19 protein-coding genes are annotated in these 19,079 nt (G+C 62.5%); 5 read left to right on the forward strand and 14 right to left on the reverse strand.

The features are described 5' to 3' along the window. Position 1: 1 nt before the first annotated feature. From hutG to OVA00_RS01255, 3 genes are all read left to right on the forward strand, one after another. Entirely contained in the window at positions 2 to 820 is an 819-nt protein-coding gene (gene hutG / locus OVA00_RS01245) for an N-formylglutamate deformylase (RefSeq protein WP_192444814.1), read from the forward strand. Between the two features lie 2 nt (positions 821 to 822). Next, the gene (gene hutU, locus OVA00_RS01250) at positions 823 to 2,496 is read left to right on the forward strand and encodes a urocanate hydratase (RefSeq protein WP_192444890.1); all 1,674 of its coding nucleotides are present in this window, start codon (positions 823 to 825) and stop codon (positions 2,494 to 2,496) included. Positions 2,497 to 2,764: 268 nt separating this feature from the next. After that, positions 2,765 to 3,403, forward strand: coding sequence for a hypothetical protein (locus OVA00_RS01255; protein WP_034799569.1), 639 nt, complete (start codon positions 2,765 to 2,767; stop codon positions 3,401 to 3,403). A gap of 1 nt (position 3,404) precedes the next feature. On the opposite strand, the gene OVA00_RS01260 is transcribed toward OVA00_RS01255, so the two are convergent. From OVA00_RS01260 to OVA00_RS01285, 6 genes are all read right to left on the reverse strand, one after another. Further along, on the reverse strand, positions 3,405 to 4,625 hold the full coding sequence (locus OVA00_RS01260; RefSeq protein ID WP_127889967.1) for an MFS transporter: 1,221 nt from the start codon (positions 4,623 to 4,625) through the stop codon (positions 3,405 to 3,407). A gap of 181 nt (positions 4,626 to 4,806) precedes the next feature. After that, the gene (locus OVA00_RS01265) at positions 4,807 to 6,249 is read right to left on the reverse strand and encodes a M81 family metallopeptidase (protein WP_034799565.1); all 1,443 of its coding nucleotides are present in this window, start codon (positions 6,247 to 6,249) and stop codon (positions 4,807 to 4,809) included. Between the two features lie 11 nt (positions 6,250 to 6,260). Continuing rightward, positions 6,261 to 8,180, reverse strand: coding sequence for a beta-N-acetylhexosaminidase (locus OVA00_RS01270; RefSeq protein ID WP_034799563.1), 1,920 nt, complete (start codon positions 8,178 to 8,180; stop codon positions 6,261 to 6,263). A gap of 24 nt (positions 8,181 to 8,204) precedes the next feature. Beyond that, on the reverse strand, positions 8,205 to 8,981 hold the full coding sequence (locus OVA00_RS01275; protein ID WP_034799561.1) for an SDR family oxidoreductase: 777 nt from the start codon (positions 8,979 to 8,981) through the stop codon (positions 8,205 to 8,207). A 21-nt stretch (positions 8,982 to 9,002) separates the two neighbouring features. Continuing rightward, on the reverse strand, positions 9,003 to 9,866 hold the full coding sequence (locus tag OVA00_RS01280; protein ID WP_034799558.1) for a MurR/RpiR family transcriptional regulator: 864 nt from the start codon (positions 9,864 to 9,866) through the stop codon (positions 9,003 to 9,005). 72 nt (positions 9,867 to 9,938) lie between these two features. Beyond that, positions 9,939 to 10,328: a RidA family protein gene (locus tag OVA00_RS01285; protein WP_034799761.1), complete on the reverse strand. Its 390-nt coding sequence runs from the start codon at positions 10,326 to 10,328 to the stop codon at positions 9,939 to 9,941. A gap of 114 nt (positions 10,329 to 10,442) precedes the next feature. Here OVA00_RS01285 and OVA00_RS01290 point away from each other — a divergent pair, with 114 nt between their 5' ends. Further along, the gene (locus tag OVA00_RS01290; protein WP_034799555.1) at positions 10,443 to 10,940 is read left to right on the forward strand and encodes a hypothetical protein; all 498 of its coding nucleotides are present in this window, start codon (positions 10,443 to 10,445) and stop codon (positions 10,938 to 10,940) included. Positions 10,941 to 11,062: 122 nt separating this feature from the next. Continuing rightward, a complete protein-coding gene (locus OVA00_RS01295) occupies positions 11,063 to 12,538 on the forward strand; it encodes a M81 family metallopeptidase (protein WP_268087718.1) in 1,476 nt (491 codons plus the stop codon). Positions 12,539 to 12,573: 35 nt separating this feature from the next. Here the strand turns inward: OVA00_RS01295 and OVA00_RS01300 are convergent, their stop codons facing one another. The 8 genes from OVA00_RS01300 to OVA00_RS01335 form a co-directional block, all read right to left on the reverse strand. Continuing rightward, entirely contained in the window at positions 12,574 to 12,927 is a 354-nt protein-coding gene (locus OVA00_RS01300; protein WP_200949900.1) for a DUF1801 domain-containing protein, read from the reverse strand. Continuing rightward, the gene (locus tag OVA00_RS01305) at positions 12,927 to 13,331 is read right to left on the reverse strand and encodes a VOC family protein (protein WP_268087719.1); all 405 of its coding nucleotides are present in this window, start codon (positions 13,329 to 13,331) and stop codon (positions 12,927 to 12,929) included. The genes OVA00_RS01300 and OVA00_RS01305 overlap by 1 nt, the downstream gene beginning before the upstream one ends. Positions 13,332 to 13,386: 55 nt before the next feature. Next, complete coding sequence (locus tag OVA00_RS01310; protein WP_060601431.1) at positions 13,387 to 13,782, reverse strand: VOC family protein; 396 nt, start codon at positions 13,780 to 13,782, stop codon at positions 13,387 to 13,389. A 126-nt stretch (positions 13,783 to 13,908) separates the two neighbouring features. Beyond that, positions 13,909 to 14,685 (reverse strand): helix-turn-helix transcriptional regulator, encoded by a 777-nt coding sequence (locus OVA00_RS01315; RefSeq protein ID WP_192444803.1) that lies wholly within the window; start codon positions 14,683 to 14,685, stop codon positions 13,909 to 13,911. Between the two features lie 152 nt (positions 14,686 to 14,837). Then, positions 14,838 to 15,971 (reverse strand): ABC transporter ATP-binding protein, encoded by a 1,134-nt coding sequence (locus OVA00_RS01320; RefSeq protein ID WP_192372788.1) that lies wholly within the window; start codon positions 15,969 to 15,971, stop codon positions 14,838 to 14,840. A 94-nt stretch (positions 15,972 to 16,065) separates the two neighbouring features. Then, the gene (locus tag OVA00_RS01325) at positions 16,066 to 17,295 is read right to left on the reverse strand and encodes an ABC transporter substrate-binding protein (RefSeq protein WP_034799533.1); all 1,230 of its coding nucleotides are present in this window, start codon (positions 17,293 to 17,295) and stop codon (positions 16,066 to 16,068) included. Positions 17,296 to 17,333: 38 nt separating this feature from the next. Next, complete coding sequence (locus OVA00_RS01330) at positions 17,334 to 18,191, reverse strand: carbohydrate ABC transporter permease (protein WP_034799530.1); 858 nt, start codon at positions 18,189 to 18,191, stop codon at positions 17,334 to 17,336. After that, a complete protein-coding gene (locus OVA00_RS01335; RefSeq protein ID WP_034799524.1) occupies positions 18,188 to 19,072 on the reverse strand; it encodes a carbohydrate ABC transporter permease in 885 nt (294 codons plus the stop codon). Before OVA00_RS01335 ends, OVA00_RS01330 begins: the two co-directional genes overlap by 4 nt. Positions 19,073 to 19,079 lie beyond the last annotated feature (7 nt).

Here is a 19,079-nt window from a genome sequence, read left to right on the forward strand (position 1 = left end):
AATGGCGGTCGTCGAAGTCAGACAAGGCAACTCGCCGGTCATTCTCGGCTTTCCGCATACCGGCACCGACGTGCCGGCTGCGATCTGGGATCGGCTGAACAATAACGGTCGCATCCTCGCCGATGCCGACTGGCATATCCATCAACTTTATGATGGCCTGCTGCCGGAGGTGACCGTCGTTCGCGCCACCTTCCACCGCTACGTGATCGACGCCAACCGCGATCCCGAGGGCGTCAGCCTCTATCCCGGCCAGAACACGACCGGATTGATCCCGGAAACGGATTTCGACGGCAAGCCGATCTGGAAGGACGGAGAGGCACCGACCGAAGCGGATATCGCCGAACGGCTCCGGTCATTCCATGCGCCCTATCACGCGGCCCTTGCCGCCGAGATCGAGCGGGTCAAGGCGATCCATGGCGTGGTCGTGCTTTATGACTGCCACTCGATCCGCTCGCGCATTCCGTTCCTGTTCGAAGGCAAGCTGCCGGATCTCAACATCGGCACCGACATGGGCAAGACCTGCGCGCCTGACATCGAGAAGGCGACGGCCGAAATCGCTGCCGCTGCGGAAGGTTACAGCAGCATTCTCAACGGCCGCTTCAAGGGCGGCTGGACCACCCGCCACTATGGCCGCCCGGAAACCGGCGTGCATGCCATCCAGATGGAGCTCGCGCAATCGACCCATCTCGCCGCCGAAGAGCTGCCTTTCGCGCTCGACGCCACACGATCCGCCCTGTTGCGAAAGCCGCTGGGTGCGATCCTGAACCGCATCGAAACCATCGCATTTGACCTCAAGACACTGACAGGGAGCGAGGCATGACCATCAACAATCCGCGCCACAATATTCGCGACGTGCGCGCCCCTCTGGGCACCACGCTCAATGCCAAGAGCTGGCTGACCGAAGCGCCGCTGCGCATGCTGATGAACAATCTGGACCCGAACGTCGCGGAAAACCCGCACGAGCTGGTCGTCTACGGCGGCATCGGTCGTGCCGCCCGCACGTGGGCCGATTTCGACAAGATCGTAGAGACGCTGAAGGACCTCAACGACGACGAAACCTTGATGGTGCAGTCGGGCAAGCCGGTCGGCGTGTTCCGCACCCACAAGGATGCGCCCCGCGTTCTCATCGCCAACTCCAACCTCGTGCCGCACTGGGCGACCTGGGATCACTTCAACGAGCTGGATAAGAAGGGTCTCGCCATGTACGGCCAGATGACCGCCGGCTCGTGGATCTATATCGGCACGCAAGGCATCGTTCAGGGCACCTACGAAACCTTCGTCGAAGCCGGTCGTCAGCACTATGGCGACAACCTTAAGGGCAAGTGGGTGCTGACCGGCGGCCTCGGCGGCATGGGTGGCGCCCAGCCGCTCGCCGCCGTCATGGCAGGCGCTTCGTGCCTGGCCGTCGAATGCAACCCGGACTCGATCGATTTCCGCCTGCGCACCCGCTACCTCGACGAAAAGGCCGAGACGCTGGACGAAGCGATGGAGATGATCGCCCGCTGGACGAAGAACGGCGAAGCCAAGTCCGTCGGCCTGCTCGGCAACACCGCCGAAATCCTGCCGGAGATGGTCCGTCGCGGCATCCGCCCGGACATGGTCACCGACCAGACCTCTGCGCACGACCCGGTCAACGGTTACCTGCCGAAGGGCTGGACCATGGGCCAGTGGAAGGAAAAGCGCGTCAGCGATCCGAAGGCCGTCGAAAAGGCCGCGCGCGCCTCGATGCGCGACCACGTCGAAGCGATGATCGCCTTCCAGGACATGGGCATCCCGACCTTCGACTACGGCAACAACATCCGCCAGATGGCCAAGGAAGAAGGCCTCGAAAACGCCTTTGCCTTCCCGGGCTTCGTTCCGGCCTATATCCGCCCGCTCTTTTGCCGCGGCGTTGGCCCGTTCCGCTGGGCGGCCCTGTCCGGCGATCCGGAAGACATCTACAAGACCGACGCCAAGGTCAAGGAACTGCTGCCCGACAACAAGCACCTGCACAACTGGCTGGACATGGCACGTGAGCGCATCGCCTTCCAGGGCCTGCCGGCGCGCATCTGCTGGGTCGGACTCGGCGATCGCCACCGCCTCGGCCTCGCCTTCAACGAAATGGTCAAGAACGGCGAACTGAAGGCGCCGGTCGTCATCGGCCGCGACCACCTCGATTCCGGCTCGGTCGCTTCGCCGAACCGCGAGACCGAAGCGATGAAGGACGGCTCGGACGCTGTTTCGGACTGGCCGCTGCTCAACGCCCTGCTCAACACCGCATCGGGCGCCACCTGGGTGTCGCTGCACCACGGCGGCGGCGTCGGAATGGGCTTCTCGCAGCATTCGGGCGTCGTCATCTGCGCCGATGGTACCGACGATGCGGCCAAGCGCCTCGAACGCGTGCTCTGGAACGACCCGGCAACCGGCGTCATGCGCCATGCCGATGCGGGCTACGACATTGCGCTCGATTGCGCCAAGGAAAAGGGCCTGCGCCTGCCGGGCATTCTCGGCAACTGATCCGCTCTCGACCGACATACTCACGGACGTACTGATTGGGGCGCCGAAAGGCGCCCCAATCACTTTTTGATGAGACTAGCGTCAGGACTGCGTCTTCCTCGCTCCGGCGCCTTGCAGCTGTTGATAGCAATGCTAGAAAAATCGAGATGCCATCGCATTGCTGGCGACGCGTTGCAGAACATCTCTGTTCGCTCACGCGAGCGCTGGTTTTTTATGAGAAGGCTTCATGCGCTAGGGCGGGTACGGGAGAAGAACCATTAGACATCTTATGTTTGCCACCGGGCTTCTTGCGAGCGTCTTTGTTGCCTCGTCTGCGGTCGCTCAAAACGTGAGTTTCTTCGGCCCTGTTCGCAACGGAGAACGGCACTTTACCGCCTTCCCGGAATTTATTGGCGTCGGAATGAGCCAAGGGGAGACCAAGAAGAGGGACGTGGTCTTCTCGACAATTCAAATGATCGCCATGGCCGCCGGAATTGAGACCAAGGCCCAACCGGGCCTCGGAAGAAACACCATCGGCGTGATCTTCAGAAAGGACGTCGTCAAGAATGGCCGGGTCGACGTCAGCAAAATTGAAGATTTCGGCTTCGACCCCTACTACGAGCGGTTGCTGAACGATACTGCAGCAACTGGCGTACCAAATTGCGCTTCCGCCGTGAACTATTCCGCGGAAGGGCGATTTGACCGCGCTGTCATCGTTGCAAACAGCGATGTCCCCGATCAGGAATTGGCGACCTGCGTGGCGCAGGCCCAGGCGCACGCTTTGGGGATAGCCACGTTTACCTCCAGCAAGGCCGACTTTTCGCGCTTCTTCGCGAGGATCATGATCCTCGCCGATCAAAAGAAGAGATGTCTCCAGGACAACCAGACAAAGTTCACCTGCAGTTTTGTCGATGAGCCCTGGGACTAATTCACGAGCGGCGGACTGTTTTCTTCCCTGTTTTATCGCCGTCGAGCGCGAGCAGCAGCACCAGCCCGGCAAGGCCTGCGGCGCCGCCAAGCAGCGCCGTGCCCGAATAGTCGCTGATCCGCGTGCCGAGCGCAAAAAGCCCGGCGCAAAGGCCGCCGCTCAGGAAGAGGTTCACGGCGAGCAATGAGCTTCCGAGGCCCGGGCGGTCGGCAATCAGGTCCTGGAGGTAGCTGATCGGGATCGTGATCAACGCGGCGGCACCAAAGGCACTGATCACGGTGAGCGCGTAGATCTGCCAGGTCGCCGTCGAGAAGCCGAGCAGCACCATGTAGCCGATGTAGATCGCGGTTCCGAGCGCCAGCGCCTTGAATGGAACAAGGCTCAGCTGGATGCGCGCCCAGACGAAGATGAACACGACTTCGAGGAAAGCGACGATCCCAACGATGATGCCGATATCGGTGACGCTGCCGCCGATCTCGTCGGTCATGATCAGGGGCAGCACGGCGGCGTTGACGTGCAGCGACGAGGTGATGATCGCAACGGCGATGACGCGCAGGAAAATCCCCGGCGCCAGGATCTCCCGAAAAGACGTCCAGTAAGAAAGCCGCTTGCCGAGCGATGCGTCGGCCCCATTTTCGTTGGGCAGTTTAAAATAGACGATCAGCAGATTGGCGAGGCAGCCGAGACAGGCGAGCAGATAGGCCGGCAGCATGCTGTCGCCGCCGGCGAGGGCAAAGCCGACCAGTCCTGGCACCAGAACCCAGGACACTGATATGGCCGCGCGGGCGCCCGTCGTGAGCGAGGCAGCGTCATGGCCGCTCATCCGCCGGGCGATGCTGCGCACATTGGCAAAGAGCAGCGTGTAGACCGCGCCGTAGATCGGCAACAGCAACAAGACGCTAACGACGAAGCTCATCTGATGCGGGAGCACATAGACGATGCCGTAGCCGACAACGCCGAAAAAGATCGCCGTCGACATCAGCAGCCGGTAGTTGCCGACGCGATCGGCCAGAATGCCGATCGAAACACTGACGATGACGTTCACCGTCGAGGCAAGCAGGATCAGCAGCGAATAGACGGCATCGCTGAGCCCCAGCTCGTTGATGCCGACGACGGACTGGTAGGGCGAGGTGGCCGCACCGGCAAACCCGAACAGGAAGATTGCCAGCATGCTGATCCGCATGGCCGGGTTGCGCATGGCGCTGAGAATGGTGGAGGTCATGCTAGAATGTGTCCGCGAAGCGGGTGGAGGATATCGCACAATCGCTTAAATTGTGATCGATTTAAGGACGGTGTTATGCGGAAGGCTAAGGCGTTTCAGCGCCCATGCGCGTCGAACGACGCGCGGTGCTTTGAGGGAAGCCCCTACCCGAAACTCGGGTAGGAAATGTGCGAAGCATGTCTCAGGCGCCGCTCGACCAACGCGCCGAAAAGCGGGCGACGGGTTCAAAGGAAAAGTCCTGATCGAAGGGGTAGGCCGGCCGCTGACGGCGGAGGCTCGCGAGCCCTTGGATGTCCTGATTGACGACCCCTTCGGTCAGGGCCATCAGGTTGGGGTTGGCGATCGGCGCCAGTTCGGGCGACAGGTAGCCCGATTTGACGACGAGCAGCCGCACCGCCTCAGGGTCGAGGCCCAGCCGCCGGAAGTCCTCGATGTTGTGGTAGGGCCTGCGCCGTGCCGCGATAACGACATCGATCGCGCCGACCCGCACCACCGCCTGCCGCTCTTTCGCAGGCCCGGGATCATCCAGCGTGACGACCTCGGCCAGCATCTCCGCACGGGGGCTTGCCGGATCGAGGCTGCCGCCGATCTTGAGCATCAACGTTTCGCCGACCCCAGCGGCAAAGCAGGCTTCGACCGCCGGCAGGTCCGTGATGCCGGCGATCAACGCGCCCCGCCAGCCGCGGGCGAGCAGCGCCTTCAGCACGTCTGCGCGATCACCAACGCCGCCGCCGGTCGGGTTGTCGCCGGAGTCCGCAAGAATGATCGGCGTCGTCGTCGCCCGCTCGGCGATATCCAGCATTTCGTTGAGCGGTCCGGTGACCGGACCGAAGCGGAAGTTTCGACGTTCCGACCAGTAGCCCGCGGCAATCTCTTCCGCTGCCCGTTTGGCCGCCGCCCTGTCGGTGGCCGTTACGACCGCACAGGCGGTCGCCCGCGGCTCGTCGGCCCAGACGTAGCCCACCATCAGGTTGGCATCGAGAACGCCCGGCCGCTTATCGATCTCGGGCAGTTGCACGTAGAGCGACTTTGCCGGCTCGTCCTCGGTCGAGGTGCATTCGCCGGGAAGCAGGACCGGGACCGGTGCCCAGGCGATGCCCGGGCGCGTCCCGTCTCTCAGCGCAGATACCAGCATCGACCAGGCACGGGTCATGGTCTCCGGCGTATCGATATGCGGCGCGGTGCGGTAGGCGGCAAAAATATCGAGCTGGTCGATGATCTCCTGGCTGACATTGCCATGCAGGTCGTAGCTCGCCGCCACCGGGCAATTGGGACCGACGACAGCGCGGGCGGCGGAGATCCAGTCGCCTTCGGCGTCGTCCATCCCGTCGACCTTGATGGCGCCATGCATGGCGAGATAAAGCCCGTCGATCGGCAGCGCGTCACGCAGCATTTCGAGGAACTCGGCCTTGAAGGCGTCGTAGGTTGGGCGCGACACGGGGCCGCCGGGCACGGCGCGGGCATGCAAAAGCGGCAGATGCTCGACACCCTCGGCCTTCATGAAACTGAAGTACTCGGCGTCCAGCAGCGTTTGGCCGCGCAGAACGCGAAAATCTTCCTCTGTCATCAGAACAGGCGAATAGGTGCTGCATTCGGTATGGATGCCACCAACGGCGATGCGCATGAGCGTTCCTCTCAGAGGTTCGGGCTGAGCGGCGCGATGGCCGCAAAGCGCAGCCAGTCCTTCGCCGACTTCGGTGTCCATGCCGCCTCGGCGATCGCCGGAAGCCGCGGGAAGACGAGCCGGTTGAAGTAGCCGCGCGAAAGATAATGCTCGGACCAGATGCACGCCTGCACGCCTCTGAGGCGGGCCTTCAGCTCGTCCGGGAATTCGCCCTCGGCCTCGTAGCCGTAGGTGTGGGCGGGTGTCGCCGTGCCGGCCCAGCTTGCACCTGGCTCCTGCCAGGCATCGGCCTGCGCCATGTCGAGGTAATAGGCCTGGCCGGGGGTCATCACCACGTCATAGCCTTCGCGGGCGAGCTCGATGCCGACCTCCGGCCGCTCCCAAGCCATCAGCAGCGTATCTTCGGTCGAGACACCGCCGCCATGCGCCACTTCGTTCCAGCCGGCGAGCTTGCGGCCACGCGCCGTCAACATCTGCTTCACCCGCTTCAGGAAATAGGACTGCAGCGCGAAGGTGCCGGAGATGCCCTCCTGCTCCATCAGCTTCTTGGCCAGCGGCGAAGCGAGCCAAGAACCGTTCGCCACTTCGTCGCCGCCGATATGGATGTAGGCGCTCGGGAAAAGCTCGACCATTTCGTCGAGGACCTTCTCCAGAAACTCGTAGGTAAAGGCAACGGCCGGGTTGAGCGCGTTATTGGGATAGCCCTGAACCGAATGGTAGCTCTCCGGGGCCTCCTGACCGTCTGTCAGATCCGGCAGCGCCACCAAGGTCGCCGTGCTATGGCCAGGGATATCGATCTCCGGCACGACATCGACATGCAGCGCCGTCGCCTGCGCGACGATCGCCCTCACGTCCGCTTGGCTGTAGAAGCCGCCGACAGGCTCAGCGCCATTACCAAGCTGCGGCAGAAGCGGCTCATCCGGCCCGCGCAGGACGCCAAGCGTCGTCAGCTGCGGGTAGGCCTTGATCTCCAGGCGCCAGGCCTCGTCGTCGGTCAGGTGCCAGTGGAAAACGTTGAGCTTGAACCAGGCGAGAATGTCAATCAGCCGCGCCACATCCGCCGTCGGGTAGAACTGGCGGGAGACGTCGAGATGGCAACCGCGCCAGCTGTAACGCGGCGCATCCGAAATTTTGCCGCTCGCCGGAAAGCGGAACTTTTCCGGATGGTTGCGTGCCCCATCCAGAAGCTGGGCCAGACTGGTCAAACCATATTGCCGGCCGGCGCTGCCGCCAAAGCTAAGCCGGATTTCGGTCTCAGAGAGGTCGAGCCGATAGGCCTCAGCCTTAAGACCAGCGTCGGCGGTAAAGACAATCGCCCGCCCCTGCTTCGAGGCTGCCAGGCTGAAGGGGGCGTGGCCCGCAGGGAACAGCCGATGGTACATCGCCAGAACCGTATCGATGGCAGCGACATCCTCGCCCGTCGAGCCGACCGCCGGATAGAGCACCACTGGAAAACCGTCTCCAGGACGAAGCTCAAGCTTCGCTGGCCAGGGCTGCAACGCATAGGGCTGATCGAGCTTGCCGTCCGGTAGCCGCACCGGCGGGGGTTCACTGACGGCATTTTCAAGCAACAGATCGGAGACAGCGACCGGCACGTGACCGCCATCGGCAAGCGTCAGATAGGCGGACTTGGCACCGTCGGTGCAGTGGCGCGCGTTGCGGTGCAGGCCGCTGACGGTGAAGGTCCAGCTCCCGCCGTTTTCGATCGTCAGCCCCGCAGGCGGCGCGAATTCGTGAAAATTGGCGTTACGGCGCAGGAACACGGCATTGTCGCAGGCCTTGGGATCGATCACCCGGGTGAGCGAGGTGTAGACGATCCTGAAGCCGGAAAGTGGCGCGCCGGAGAAATTGAACAGCGTGAAGGTAAACCGCCCGAACGGCCCGCCATCCGGCTGCCAGGACGCCTCGAGACGGTAGGAAACCGGGTGCATGCTCTTCCTCCAGAATGCTCTATGTCAGTAGTGGTTTGATTGCGAGAACGTGCGGGCCAACTCAGCCTGTCCGGCGGTCAGGCCGCAATCGACAGGCAGGCAGACGCCCGAAATGGCGGCCGCGAGCGGGCCTGCGAGAAAATGCACGGCATTGGCGACGTCATCCGGATTGACGATGCGCTGCAGCGGATACCAGCGGCGCGCCTCTTCGAAGACATCCGGGTTCGATGCCGCCCTCGCCTCCCAGGCCTGGGTGCGAACCGTGCCGGGTGCCACCGCATTCGAGCGGATGCCGAACTTGCCGTATTCGACCGCAATCAGCCGGGTCAGGTGCAGGAGCCCGGCCTTGGCGGCGCTATAGGCCGGATGGCCGAAGACGTTCATGCCGTTGACCGAGGCGATGTTGACGACCGAGCCGTGGGTCTCTTTCAGCATGTCCTCGACGGCGCGAAAAGTGAGGAAGGCCGCCTCGAGGTTCAGCGCATTGTCCATGCGCCAGATCTCCGGCGTCGTGTCGTGCAGGCTGACGGCACGGGCAGCACCAGCATTGTTGACGAGGGTGCGGACAGCGCCCTTCTCTGCGGCCTTCGCTGCCATCGCCGCCACGCTTTCGGCATTGGTGACGTCACAGGCGACTGCGACGAAGCGCTTGCCGTCGCCAAGCGCCCGCGCTGCCTTTTCGGCGGCCTCCGCATCGATGTCGACGAGCAGAACCACGTCATGGTCGTCGGCAAGCTTGCGGGCGATAGCACGGCCGATATCGCCGGCGGCGCCGGTGACGATCGCGAGAGATTGCGTCATGCGTTGACCTTTCGCGGCACGTCAGTCTCCGAGCAACTGGCGGTCGTCACCGTCGCGGTGGGTCACCAGCTGCTGTTTGATGCGCCGAAGTGTGGCTGTCGCCTGCGGCTGAACCCGATAAGCGACGAGACTGGAGAGGATGTCGAGCAGCGCCAGATAGGCGATGCGGGTGGAGGTGGGGCGGTAGATATTGTTGCCCTCCGGCAGATCGACCGGAACGGTGATGCTGGCAGCGGTGGCCACCGGGCTGCCGCTCTGCGTCAGCGCGATGGTCGGCACTTTCAGTTCGCGCGCAAGCGTGAAGGCGCGCACGAGTTCGGCGTTGCGGCCGGAAAAGGAGGAGCCGATCAGCACGTCCGTCGGCCGGGCCGCCGCCGTCATCATCAACTGCATGCTGTGATCCGAGCTCGATGTGATGCGCAGGCCGAAACGAAAGAGCCGGTTTTGAAGCTCGCCGGCGATCATCGACGAATTGCCGCCGGAACCAAAGGCGTAGATCATTTCCGCTGAGGCAATCCGCTCGACCGCCTGCTCGATCGCGGCGAGATCGAGCGAGCGATGCAGAAGAAACAGCGCGTTCTGCGACTTGGTGATGATGTCCTGGGCGACATCGCCGGTCTCCCGGCTCTTCGGCTCGGGCTTCAGGTAGCGCATGCCGATATAGGCGGTCCGCGCGAGCTGCACCTTGAAGTCGGAGAAGCTGTCACAACCCAACCGCCGACAGAAGCGGGTGACGGTCGGCGGCGAAACGTCCGCCTTGCTCGCGAGCTCGATGATGGAGGCGTTTACCGCGAACTCGAAATCGTTCAGGAGAATATCGGCGATGCGGTTTTCCGACTGGGAGAGCCGCCCCTTTTCTTCCTGCAATGTCGCGAAGATGTCCATCGCCCGCTTATGCCTTGCTTCGGATCACGAGTGAGAGCGGGATGCGGGCAGAAAACCGCTCCCGCTCCAGGATCAGCCTTCTTTCGGCTTATAGGCGACGCAGTCGATCTCGACCTTGCAATCGACCATCATCGACGACTGGACGCAGGCCCGCGCCGGCGGATGAGCACCGAAATACTCCTGGTAGATCTTGTTGAATGTCCAGAAATCCCTGGGATCGTCGAGCCAGACGCCGCAACGAACCACATGCTCCGGACCGTAGCCGGCTTCCGTCAGGATGGCCATCACATTGGCGATCGTCTTGTGGGTCTGGGGGATGATCCCGCCCTCGATGATCTCGCCGTTTTCCATGGCAACCTGACCAGAGACATAGAGCCAGCCGTCCGCCTCGACAGCGCGCGCGAAGGGCAAAGGTTTGCCGCCAGCGCCGACCTGTTCCGCACCATAGCGCTTGATCGTCATCATGAGCCTTCTTGCAAATTATTTTCTTTGATCGTTGACAAGTGACCATAGAAAGCCGAATTTGGCTAGCGAAAAACGCCATTCATGAAAAGAATTTCAATCCAGGGCGCGAATATGCGGGATCCTTTTCTCAATCCATTCCCCTCTTCCGATGCTGCACGCCACTCGATCTGGGAGATGCTGGTCTCCCGCGACATCACTGCCTTTCTGGCCGCCGACTGGTCGATGGTTGCAGACGATTTCGTCGGGGAGAGCTTCATCGGCATCGACGGCCGCCGCGAAACCAATCCGGACAATTGGCGGCTGACCTTCCCGTCGCTGGCCGCCTATCGCGAAGAGTGGCTGCGCCAGGCGCAGGATTTCGCGACACAGAGCTTCGCCGAAGACCCGCGCACGGCGATCTTCACCACGACGACGCTCGAGGACATCGAGATCAACGGTGACCAGGCGTTGGCGCGCAAGAAGTTCGATGGCAGCCTGAAGAAGACGGACGGCAGCGTCGACATCCTGAAATGGCAGACGGTCTATTACTGCCGTCTGCACGAAGGACGCTGGAAGATTGCCGGCTTTACCGGCTACCTGCCGAACCCGATGGGCGCGGCTTCCGCGTAGTTTCCTGGATCGCCATGCAACCGGGAAAAATCATGCGCCAGACTTAGAGCCCGCAGCGGCCTTAGCACATCCGGCCGGATGTGCGGCGCTGCAGGCGTGACGCAATAGAAAAGGCAACGGCATTGCGGATCTTCACAGCGGCGCTTGCGACCGAGACCAATACCTTCTCCCCGATCTGCATCGACCGCCGGGCCTTCGAAGCCTCGCTCTACGCCCCGCCGGGAGAACACCCGCAGACGCCGACGCTTTGCACGGCGCCGATCACCGTCGGGCGGCGCGTCTGCGCTGAGAAGGGCTGGGAACTGATCGAGGGAACCGCGACCTGGGCGGACCCGGCTGGCCTCGTCAACCGCGAGACCTATGAGGGCCTGCGCGACGAGATCCTCGGCCAGTTGCGCGCCGCCATGCCCGTCGATGCCGTGGTGCTCGGCCTGCACGGCGCCATGGTCGCCGACGGCTACGAAGACCCCGAAGGCGACCTGCTGACGCGCGTCCGTGCGATCGTCGGTCCCGATATCCTCGTCTGCGCCGAGCTTGATCCCCACAGCCACCTGACGGCCAACCGCGCCGCCGCATCGAACTTCTTCGTCTACTTCAAGGAATTCCCGCACACCGACTTCGTCGACCGCGCGGAGGACCTCTGGAAGATCGCTGTCGACACGCTCGAAGGCCGCATCACGCCCGTCATGTCGATCTTCGACTGTCGGATGATCGACGTCTACCCGACATCTCGCGATCCGATGCGCTCCTTCGTCGACAAGCTGATGCGGATCGAGAAGGAAGACGCAGACGTGCTTTCGCTCTCCGTGATCCACGGCTTCATGGCCGGCGACGTCCCGGAAATGGGAACGAAGCTGCTCGCCGTCACCGACGGCAAGCCGGAGAAAGGCGCGAGCCTCGCACGGGAATTGGGTCTGGAACTCTTCTCCCACCGCGGCACCTTCATCATGCCGCAGATCGACGAGAGGCAGGCGGTCGACGAGGCACTCGCAGCAACCAAAGGTCCCGTCGTCATCGCCGATGTCTGGGACAACCCGGGCGGTGGTACGGCCGGCGACGCGACAGTTCTGCTCGAAGAACTGCTGGCTCGCGGCGCAACCGACGTTGCGGTCGGCACGATCTGGGACCCGATGGCGGTGCAGATCTGCATGGCGGCCGGCGAAGGCGCCGACATCCCCTTGCGCTTCGGCGCCAAGTCGGCGCCGGGAACCGGCAATCCGGTCGATGGCACGGTCAAGGTGGTCAAGCTGGTGCGCGACGCCGAGATGCGCTTCGGCGAGAGCTTCGCCCCCTTCGGCGATGCGGCCCACATTCGCTTCAAAGGCATCGACATCATCCTCAACTCGACCCGCGCGCAGAGCTTCGATCCAAGCCTGTTTTCGGTGATGGGCATCGACCCGACAAGCAAGAAGATCCTGGTCATCAAGTCGACCAACCACTTCTACGCCTCGTTCTCCAAGATCGCGTCCGAAATCCTCTATTGTTCGGCCGGCACGCCTTACCCGAACAATCCCGCCAAGACCGACTACAAGCGCGCGCCGAAGAACATCTGGCCGAAGGTCGACAACCCGCACGGAACCGAGAAGGGCGCGGCCTGAGGTTTGCGGCACCGTCGCCGGGCGCAACCGACCCTTCAGCGATCGGCAGCCTCGCGAGCCATCTTGATGTATAGCGCGACTTGTTTCTCATCTATATCCGCCGGGCCCAGGAGCTTGATGTGGCGGCGAAGCTTGCCTGAACCCTCCAGGACGGCATGTGGATCGGGCAAAGCGGCGCCCCGGCTAAACTCCAGCGTCACGTGTTGGGCGTAGGAAAAGACGCCGCAGAAGCTGTCCTTGGACGAAAACAGGATGCCGCCATACTTTACCTCTTCGGTGACTGCAGGGCCCGAGGCAAGCGCGATTTCCCGTAGTCGGGTGACGATCACGAACTGATCGCCGCGATGAAGCTCGATCTCCCGCAGAAGGGTCTGGATCCGGTCATCCATCATGCCGCACCCGAAGCGATGACAAACGGCTTGAACTCCGGCGCGGGTTCGCGATTTGAGTAGATATAGAGCAGGACACCGTTCGGATCCTTTACGGCGAAGCCACGATCTCCCCATGGGTGATCCTCGATCGGCAACGCCGGGGCAAGGCCTGCTGCCCTGATCCGGTTATACTCGCCGTCGACGTCTGCGACGCAGAAATTGTAGGTGAGGCCTTCGGTGTTGCACACAGGCTGCCCCTGTTGCGGTTCCATCGACTGGAGGGACAGGCCTTGGCCGAGTTCCAGGCTGATGTACCAGCTGCAGTCAAACGTCAGCCGTGCGGCGAAATATGTCTGATAGAAGTCTCGCGACGCGGCGATCTGGGTGGTCGTGATGCAGGGCGAGGCAGTGGTCGGGCGCACAGGTGGGCTCCTCCTGAGTCATGGCATTCGTGGGTTGCGTGGTCGGGCCGGGCGGCTAGGCGGGCGTGGCGGAACAGAGTTCGACAAGGCAGCCGTTGAGATCGCGAACATAGCCGACCACTTGCCCCCACGGCTTTTCTTCCGGCGGCTTCACCGGCGATGCTCCGGCCGAAACAGCCTTTTCATAGGCCTCGTGCGGTGCAGAGCAGACCAGCGCGATTTCGAACGCGGCGGCAAGATCGCTCCTGCGGTTCGCGCGAACAGCAAGACCATTCAGCTCCGCCATGGTTTCGCTGGCAAAGGCCAGAGCCGTCACACCCGTCTCCATCTCCGCATAGAGGCTGCTTTCGTGTACGAACCTGCGCTTCAGACCAAAGGCAGCCTCATAAAACGAGACCGTTGCCGGCACATCGGGAACATAGAGGATTGTGTATCCGAAACGGACGGCCATGGTTCGTCTCCAAGGGTTGCTCGCCGCCGAAGTCGGCAACGCGCTAAGCGCGCTACCCGAAGCAGCGCGAAGGGTTGCGGGCGATCATCATTCATTGCCAGGCTCTGATCTTGAACAATTCGGACATCAGTCCGAGATCGTCACCAGTGTGACTTCGGGCAAGCGCGCCGGCGAGAACCCGCCCAGGCGCCGGAAGACGCGGGTCATGTGGGATTGGTCGGCGAAACCGGCTTCGAACGCGGCATCCGCAGGACTGAGATGGTGATCCCGCAACAGCCGCAATGCACGATGAAACTGGATGATGGCGGCAAACGCCTTCGGCGTGAGCCCAGTTGCGCGAAGGAGAATGCGCCTGGCGGTGCGCTCGGAGACACCGTGCATCGCGGCAAGCTCGGCGATGCGCAGCCGCCCGCCGGAGGCGTGCAGCGCGCTTATGATGTTGCGGCCGAGCGGCGCCACCTCAAAGTCGCTCTCGGCATCACGCTTGCGGACAAACCGCACCAGGCGGCCGGCAAGCTCCTGCTGGTCCGATGCCGGCACGCAAAGGGCGGCCATGTCGGGCCATTGACCCAGAGCCGCTGCGCCGATCAGGGCGTCACCGTGCAACCGGATCGGCTCCAGGCCCAGAATTCTCTGGAAATGGCCAGGCCGCAGGCGCACGCCGACGAAGGCGGCGCCGGGTTCCAGCGGAACATCGTAATAGCCCGTGGTTGGACCGGTCACGATCGGCGTCAGCTCGCAGAGTGGCAGGGCGTTCAGCGTAAATCGGAGGATGATGTCGCATCGCCCATCCGGCAGGACCCGGTAGCTGCCCTCGTTGCGACTGACAGACGCCCAGACGGCTTCGATCCCGGCATTGGCGTCGGCCAGATGGGGAAGTTCCGTATAACGGCCAAGCGTCATGATGCTCTATCCAAGTCCGCTTGATCGCCTTTGAATAGAGGGCGTCGGCGACGGGCAATCCTTACAGGTAGAGCTGCCGGATATCCAGCCACAACGGCCAAGCACTGGCCGCGCCCTGATTGGCCGAGACCATGATCCTGCCTTCGACGACGTCAGGCAGCCGCGGGGTCGAGCACGCCCATATCGATGTCGGTCAACTCGACGCGACGTTCGAGCGCGAGGCCAGCCTCGTCGAACAGGTGGCAATCGGCTGCCTTGATGCCTGTCTGGATGGTCTCCTCCGGTCGCACAGCTGCTGTTCCCGGCAGCATGGCACAGAAGTTCTCGCCCTCACCACCGACCGCCGCATAGGCAACCGTATGGGCGCCGAGCCGTTCGATGACCGTTGGCGTCACCTTGAGGGTCAGGTCGCCGGACCCGAGCATGATGTGCTCCGGCCGCACGCCAAGCGTCAGCGTGCGCCCGGCAAGGCCGCTTTGCGGGGTGACGGGGATGACCGCCGTCTGCCCCTTGTAGTCGACCTCGACGCCGGCATCGCTGACGCCCTTGCAGGTGACCGGCAGGAAGTTCATCTTCGGGTTGCCGATGAAGCCGGCAACGAAGGTGTTGGCAGGCTTGTGGTAGAGCTCGAGCGGCGCGCCGGTCTGGGCAATCTCACCGGCATTGAGAACGACGATCCGGTCCGCCATCGTCATCGCCTCGACCTGGTCGTGCGTGACGTAGATCATCGTTGCTTTCAGTTGCCGGTGCAGTTTCGCCAGTTCGATGCGCATGTCGGCCCGAAGGGCCGCATCGAGGTTTGAGAGCGGCTCGTCAAAGAGGAAGATCTTCGGCTCGCGCACGATCGCCCGCCCGATCGCGACACGTTGGCGCTGGCCGCCCGAAAGCATGCCCGGCTTCTGCTGCAGCCGCTGGTCCAGGTGCAGGATGCGCGCGGCATGCTCCACCTTGGCTTTCAATTTCTCCTCGGCCATCTTTTCCACGCGAAGCGGAAAGGCGATGTTCTCGAAGACCGACATGTGCGGATAGAGCGCGTAGGACTGGAAGACCATGGCGATCCCGCGCTTGACCGGCGGCAGATCGTTGACGCGCTTGTTCTCGATCAGGATGTCCCCCGAGCTGGTCTCGTCGAGACCAGCGATCATCCTGAGCAAGGTCGATTTGCCGCAACCGGAGGGCCCGACGAAAACGACGAACTCACCGTTCCTGACTTCGAGATCGATGCTTTTCAGCACCTCGAACGTCCCGTAGAATTTCTGAACCCGATTGAGATTGAGCTGTCCCAAGAAACTGTCTCCGGCCACCGGCGAGAAGCGGCTCATTTATAGCAGAGTTAGGTGGGGCCGCGAACCGATCTTGTCGGCGCGCGGCCCGGTGGCCTTACTTGTACTCTTCGAGGCTGGAAGCCGCCTTCTTCAAGGCGTCGGCCGGCTCAGCCTTTCCGGTCACGACCGACTGAACCATCTCGATGATGACGTTCTGGAAGCCCTTGTAGTCGGTAAAGAGCGGCTCGGGACCACCATAGGTGATGCCGTCGATGAACGGCTTCCAATAGGGATCCTTCTTGACGAACTCATCGACCATCGGCGACGGACGCAGCGGCGTCAGGCCAGCGCCGCCCTGAAGCTCGTATTCGCCCTGCGGTCCTGGCGAGGTGATGAACTTGGCGAATTCGATCGCCTTCTCCTCAACGCCCGAGCCCTTGAAGATCGCCAGGCTGTCGGTGATGAGCAAGGTGCCCTCGCCCTTTGCTTCCGGGCCGAGCGGCAGCGGTGCTACGCCCCAGTTGACCTTGGTTTCCTTCAGGCGCGTTGCGGCACCCGAGCCCGCCTGGATCATGCCGACCTTGCCGTCAAGGAAGATGGCGCGGATTTCGTTCTGTTCGTAGGCGGTGGCGCCTTCAACAGAGAAAGGCGTGATGTCCTTGTAGGCCTGCAGCGCTGCGAGCACCTGCGGGCTGTCGATGACGATCTTGTCGCCGTCGATGACCTTGCCGTTGTTGGTGTACACCCAGTGCATGAACTGGTGCATGGTGTTGTCGAAGGTCTTGGCCGGCAGGCCGTAACCGGCAATGCCGGTCTTTTCCTTGATCGTCTTGGCGAATTCGATCTCTTCAGCCCAGGTCTTCGGCGGCGTTTCCGGATCGAGGCCGGCCTGCTTGAACAGGTCCTTGTTCCAGTAGAGCGCCTTGGTCGAGAAGGCGATCGGAACGCCCCACTGGTTGTCGTCGAAGGTCACGGTATCGACGATGTTGGGGTAGTAGGTCTTCTTTTCGTCGTCCGTCATCGGCACCGGAACGATGAGGTCGTTCTGTGCAAATTCCTTCAGCGTGCGCGACCCGACATAGGCCATGGCGACCGGTGTGCCGGCGGCGGCAAGGGTCGTTGCCTTGTCCTGGCACTGGGCCCAGCCGACGACTTCAGGCGTTACCTTCCAGCCCGGGTTCTTCTCTTCCCACTGCTTGATGTACTTCTGGTGGACCGCATCCATGGTGTCGCCGCAGTAGATCCAGCTGATCTCCTGGTCGGCCGCCTTGGCGGTCACGGCGCCCAGCGCGGTCGAGCCGAGCAGGGCAAGGGCGAGCACCCCCGTCTTGAATTGAATAGACACGTTTTTATGCTCCCGTTCTCTGGTGGTTGACTTAAGTCTTATTGTTTCACCGCGCCCGCGGTGAGCCCGCTGACGAGATAGCGTTGCAAGAGGAAGATCACGACGACGGCCGGCGCGATGCCGACGAAGCTTGCCGCCATCAGTTCGTTCCAGACCACTTCCTGGCGTCCGAAATAGGCAAACAGCCCGACGGGAAGCGGCATGTATTCGCTCTTGGAATTGAAGGTCAGCGCGTAGATGAACTGCTGGGCATAGGCGCCGATGAAGGTGGTGATCGCCACCACGGTGATGCCGGGCATGGCGATCGGCAGGATCACCCGGCGCAGCGTATAGAAGTGGCTGGCGCCGTCGACGAAGGCGGCCTCGTCCAGTTCACGCGGGATGCGCATCATGTAGGTGCGCAACAGCCAGATCGCCGACGGGATCAGGAAGGCAACGCCCGGCACGATCATGGCCAGATAGGTGTTGAGGACGCCGAAGGTGCGCATCAGCCGGAAGAGCGGGATCAGCAGCACCGCCCCCGAAAACATGTTGACGGCAAGGAATGCCCCCAAAAGCACGCCGGCGCCACGGAAGTTGAAGCGGGCGAAGGCATAGGCAGCAGGTATGACCAGCACCAGCACGATGGCCGTGACGATGGTGGAGATGAAGAAGGAATTGAAGATGTAGCGGGCAAAGCCCGGCACGCTCTCCCACATCGTAAAGTAGGCGGCGAACGAGCCGTTTTCCGGCCAGAAGCGATAGGGTGACGAGAACAGCAGCCCGAGCGGCTTCAGCGACACCAGAAAGCCCTCGACGAAGGGCGCCAGGATAAAGCACAGGAACACGAAGATACCGGCATAGATTCCGACAAGCTCGTACCAGCGGTAGCGATTGATCAGGGCAGGCTGGCTCATTTCTGTTCCCCCTGAGAAAGGCGGCTCGTCACCCGGAAATAGGCAAAGCAGAAGATCGACAGGAAGATGCAGATCAGCACGGCGCGCGCTGCCCCTTCGCCATACTTCTTCGACCCGATCGCGGTGCGATAGGTGTCGATGATCATCGTCGTCGTCTCACCGTTGGGTCCACCCTGGGTGAGGATCCAGATGATATCGAACGAGTTGAAGGTCGCGATCAGCGACAGCATCGACATGGTGATCAGCGACGGCACGAGCAGAGGCAACGTGATGCGGCGGAAGCGATAGAAACGCCCTGCCCCATCGGTCCACGCGGCCTCATAGAGATCCTGCGGGATCGCCTGCATGGCTGCCAGCATATAGAGCGTCACTAGCGGCACGCCGATCCACACGTCCGTGATGATCGTCGCCCAGAAGGCAGTCTCTCCGCGGGCGAGGAAGGCGATCGGCCCGTTCGACAACCCCATGTTCTGCAGCACGCCGGAGATCATCCCGAACTGGCCGTTGTACATCCAGCCCCACATGAAGATGCCGATGGCCATCGGCACGATCCATGGCGGCATGGTGAGCAGGCGGAAAAGCGCCCGGCCGGGCACGGCCGCGTTCAGCATCGTTGCGCCGAAAACGCCGATGATCATCTTGATCGACACCGAAAAAAACGTCCAGATGAAGGTCCGGAAGATGACCTCGGCGAAGGTCTCGTTGAAGATCTTGTCATAGTTGGTCCAGCCGACCCAATTGGTCGTCTTCTTCAGCGACGCGTCCGTAAACGACAGGATGAAGGTGTCGACCAGCGGATAGGCGACGATCACCGTGACGTAAAGAACAGCAGGAAGAAGCAGGATCCAGGCGAAGATGACTGTGCTGCGTTGAACACTCATCCGTCGC

Source organism: Ensifer sp. SL37 (genome assembly GCF_026672675.1).
GTDB lineage: Bacteria > Pseudomonadota > Alphaproteobacteria > Rhizobiales > Rhizobiaceae > Ensifer > Ensifer adhaerens.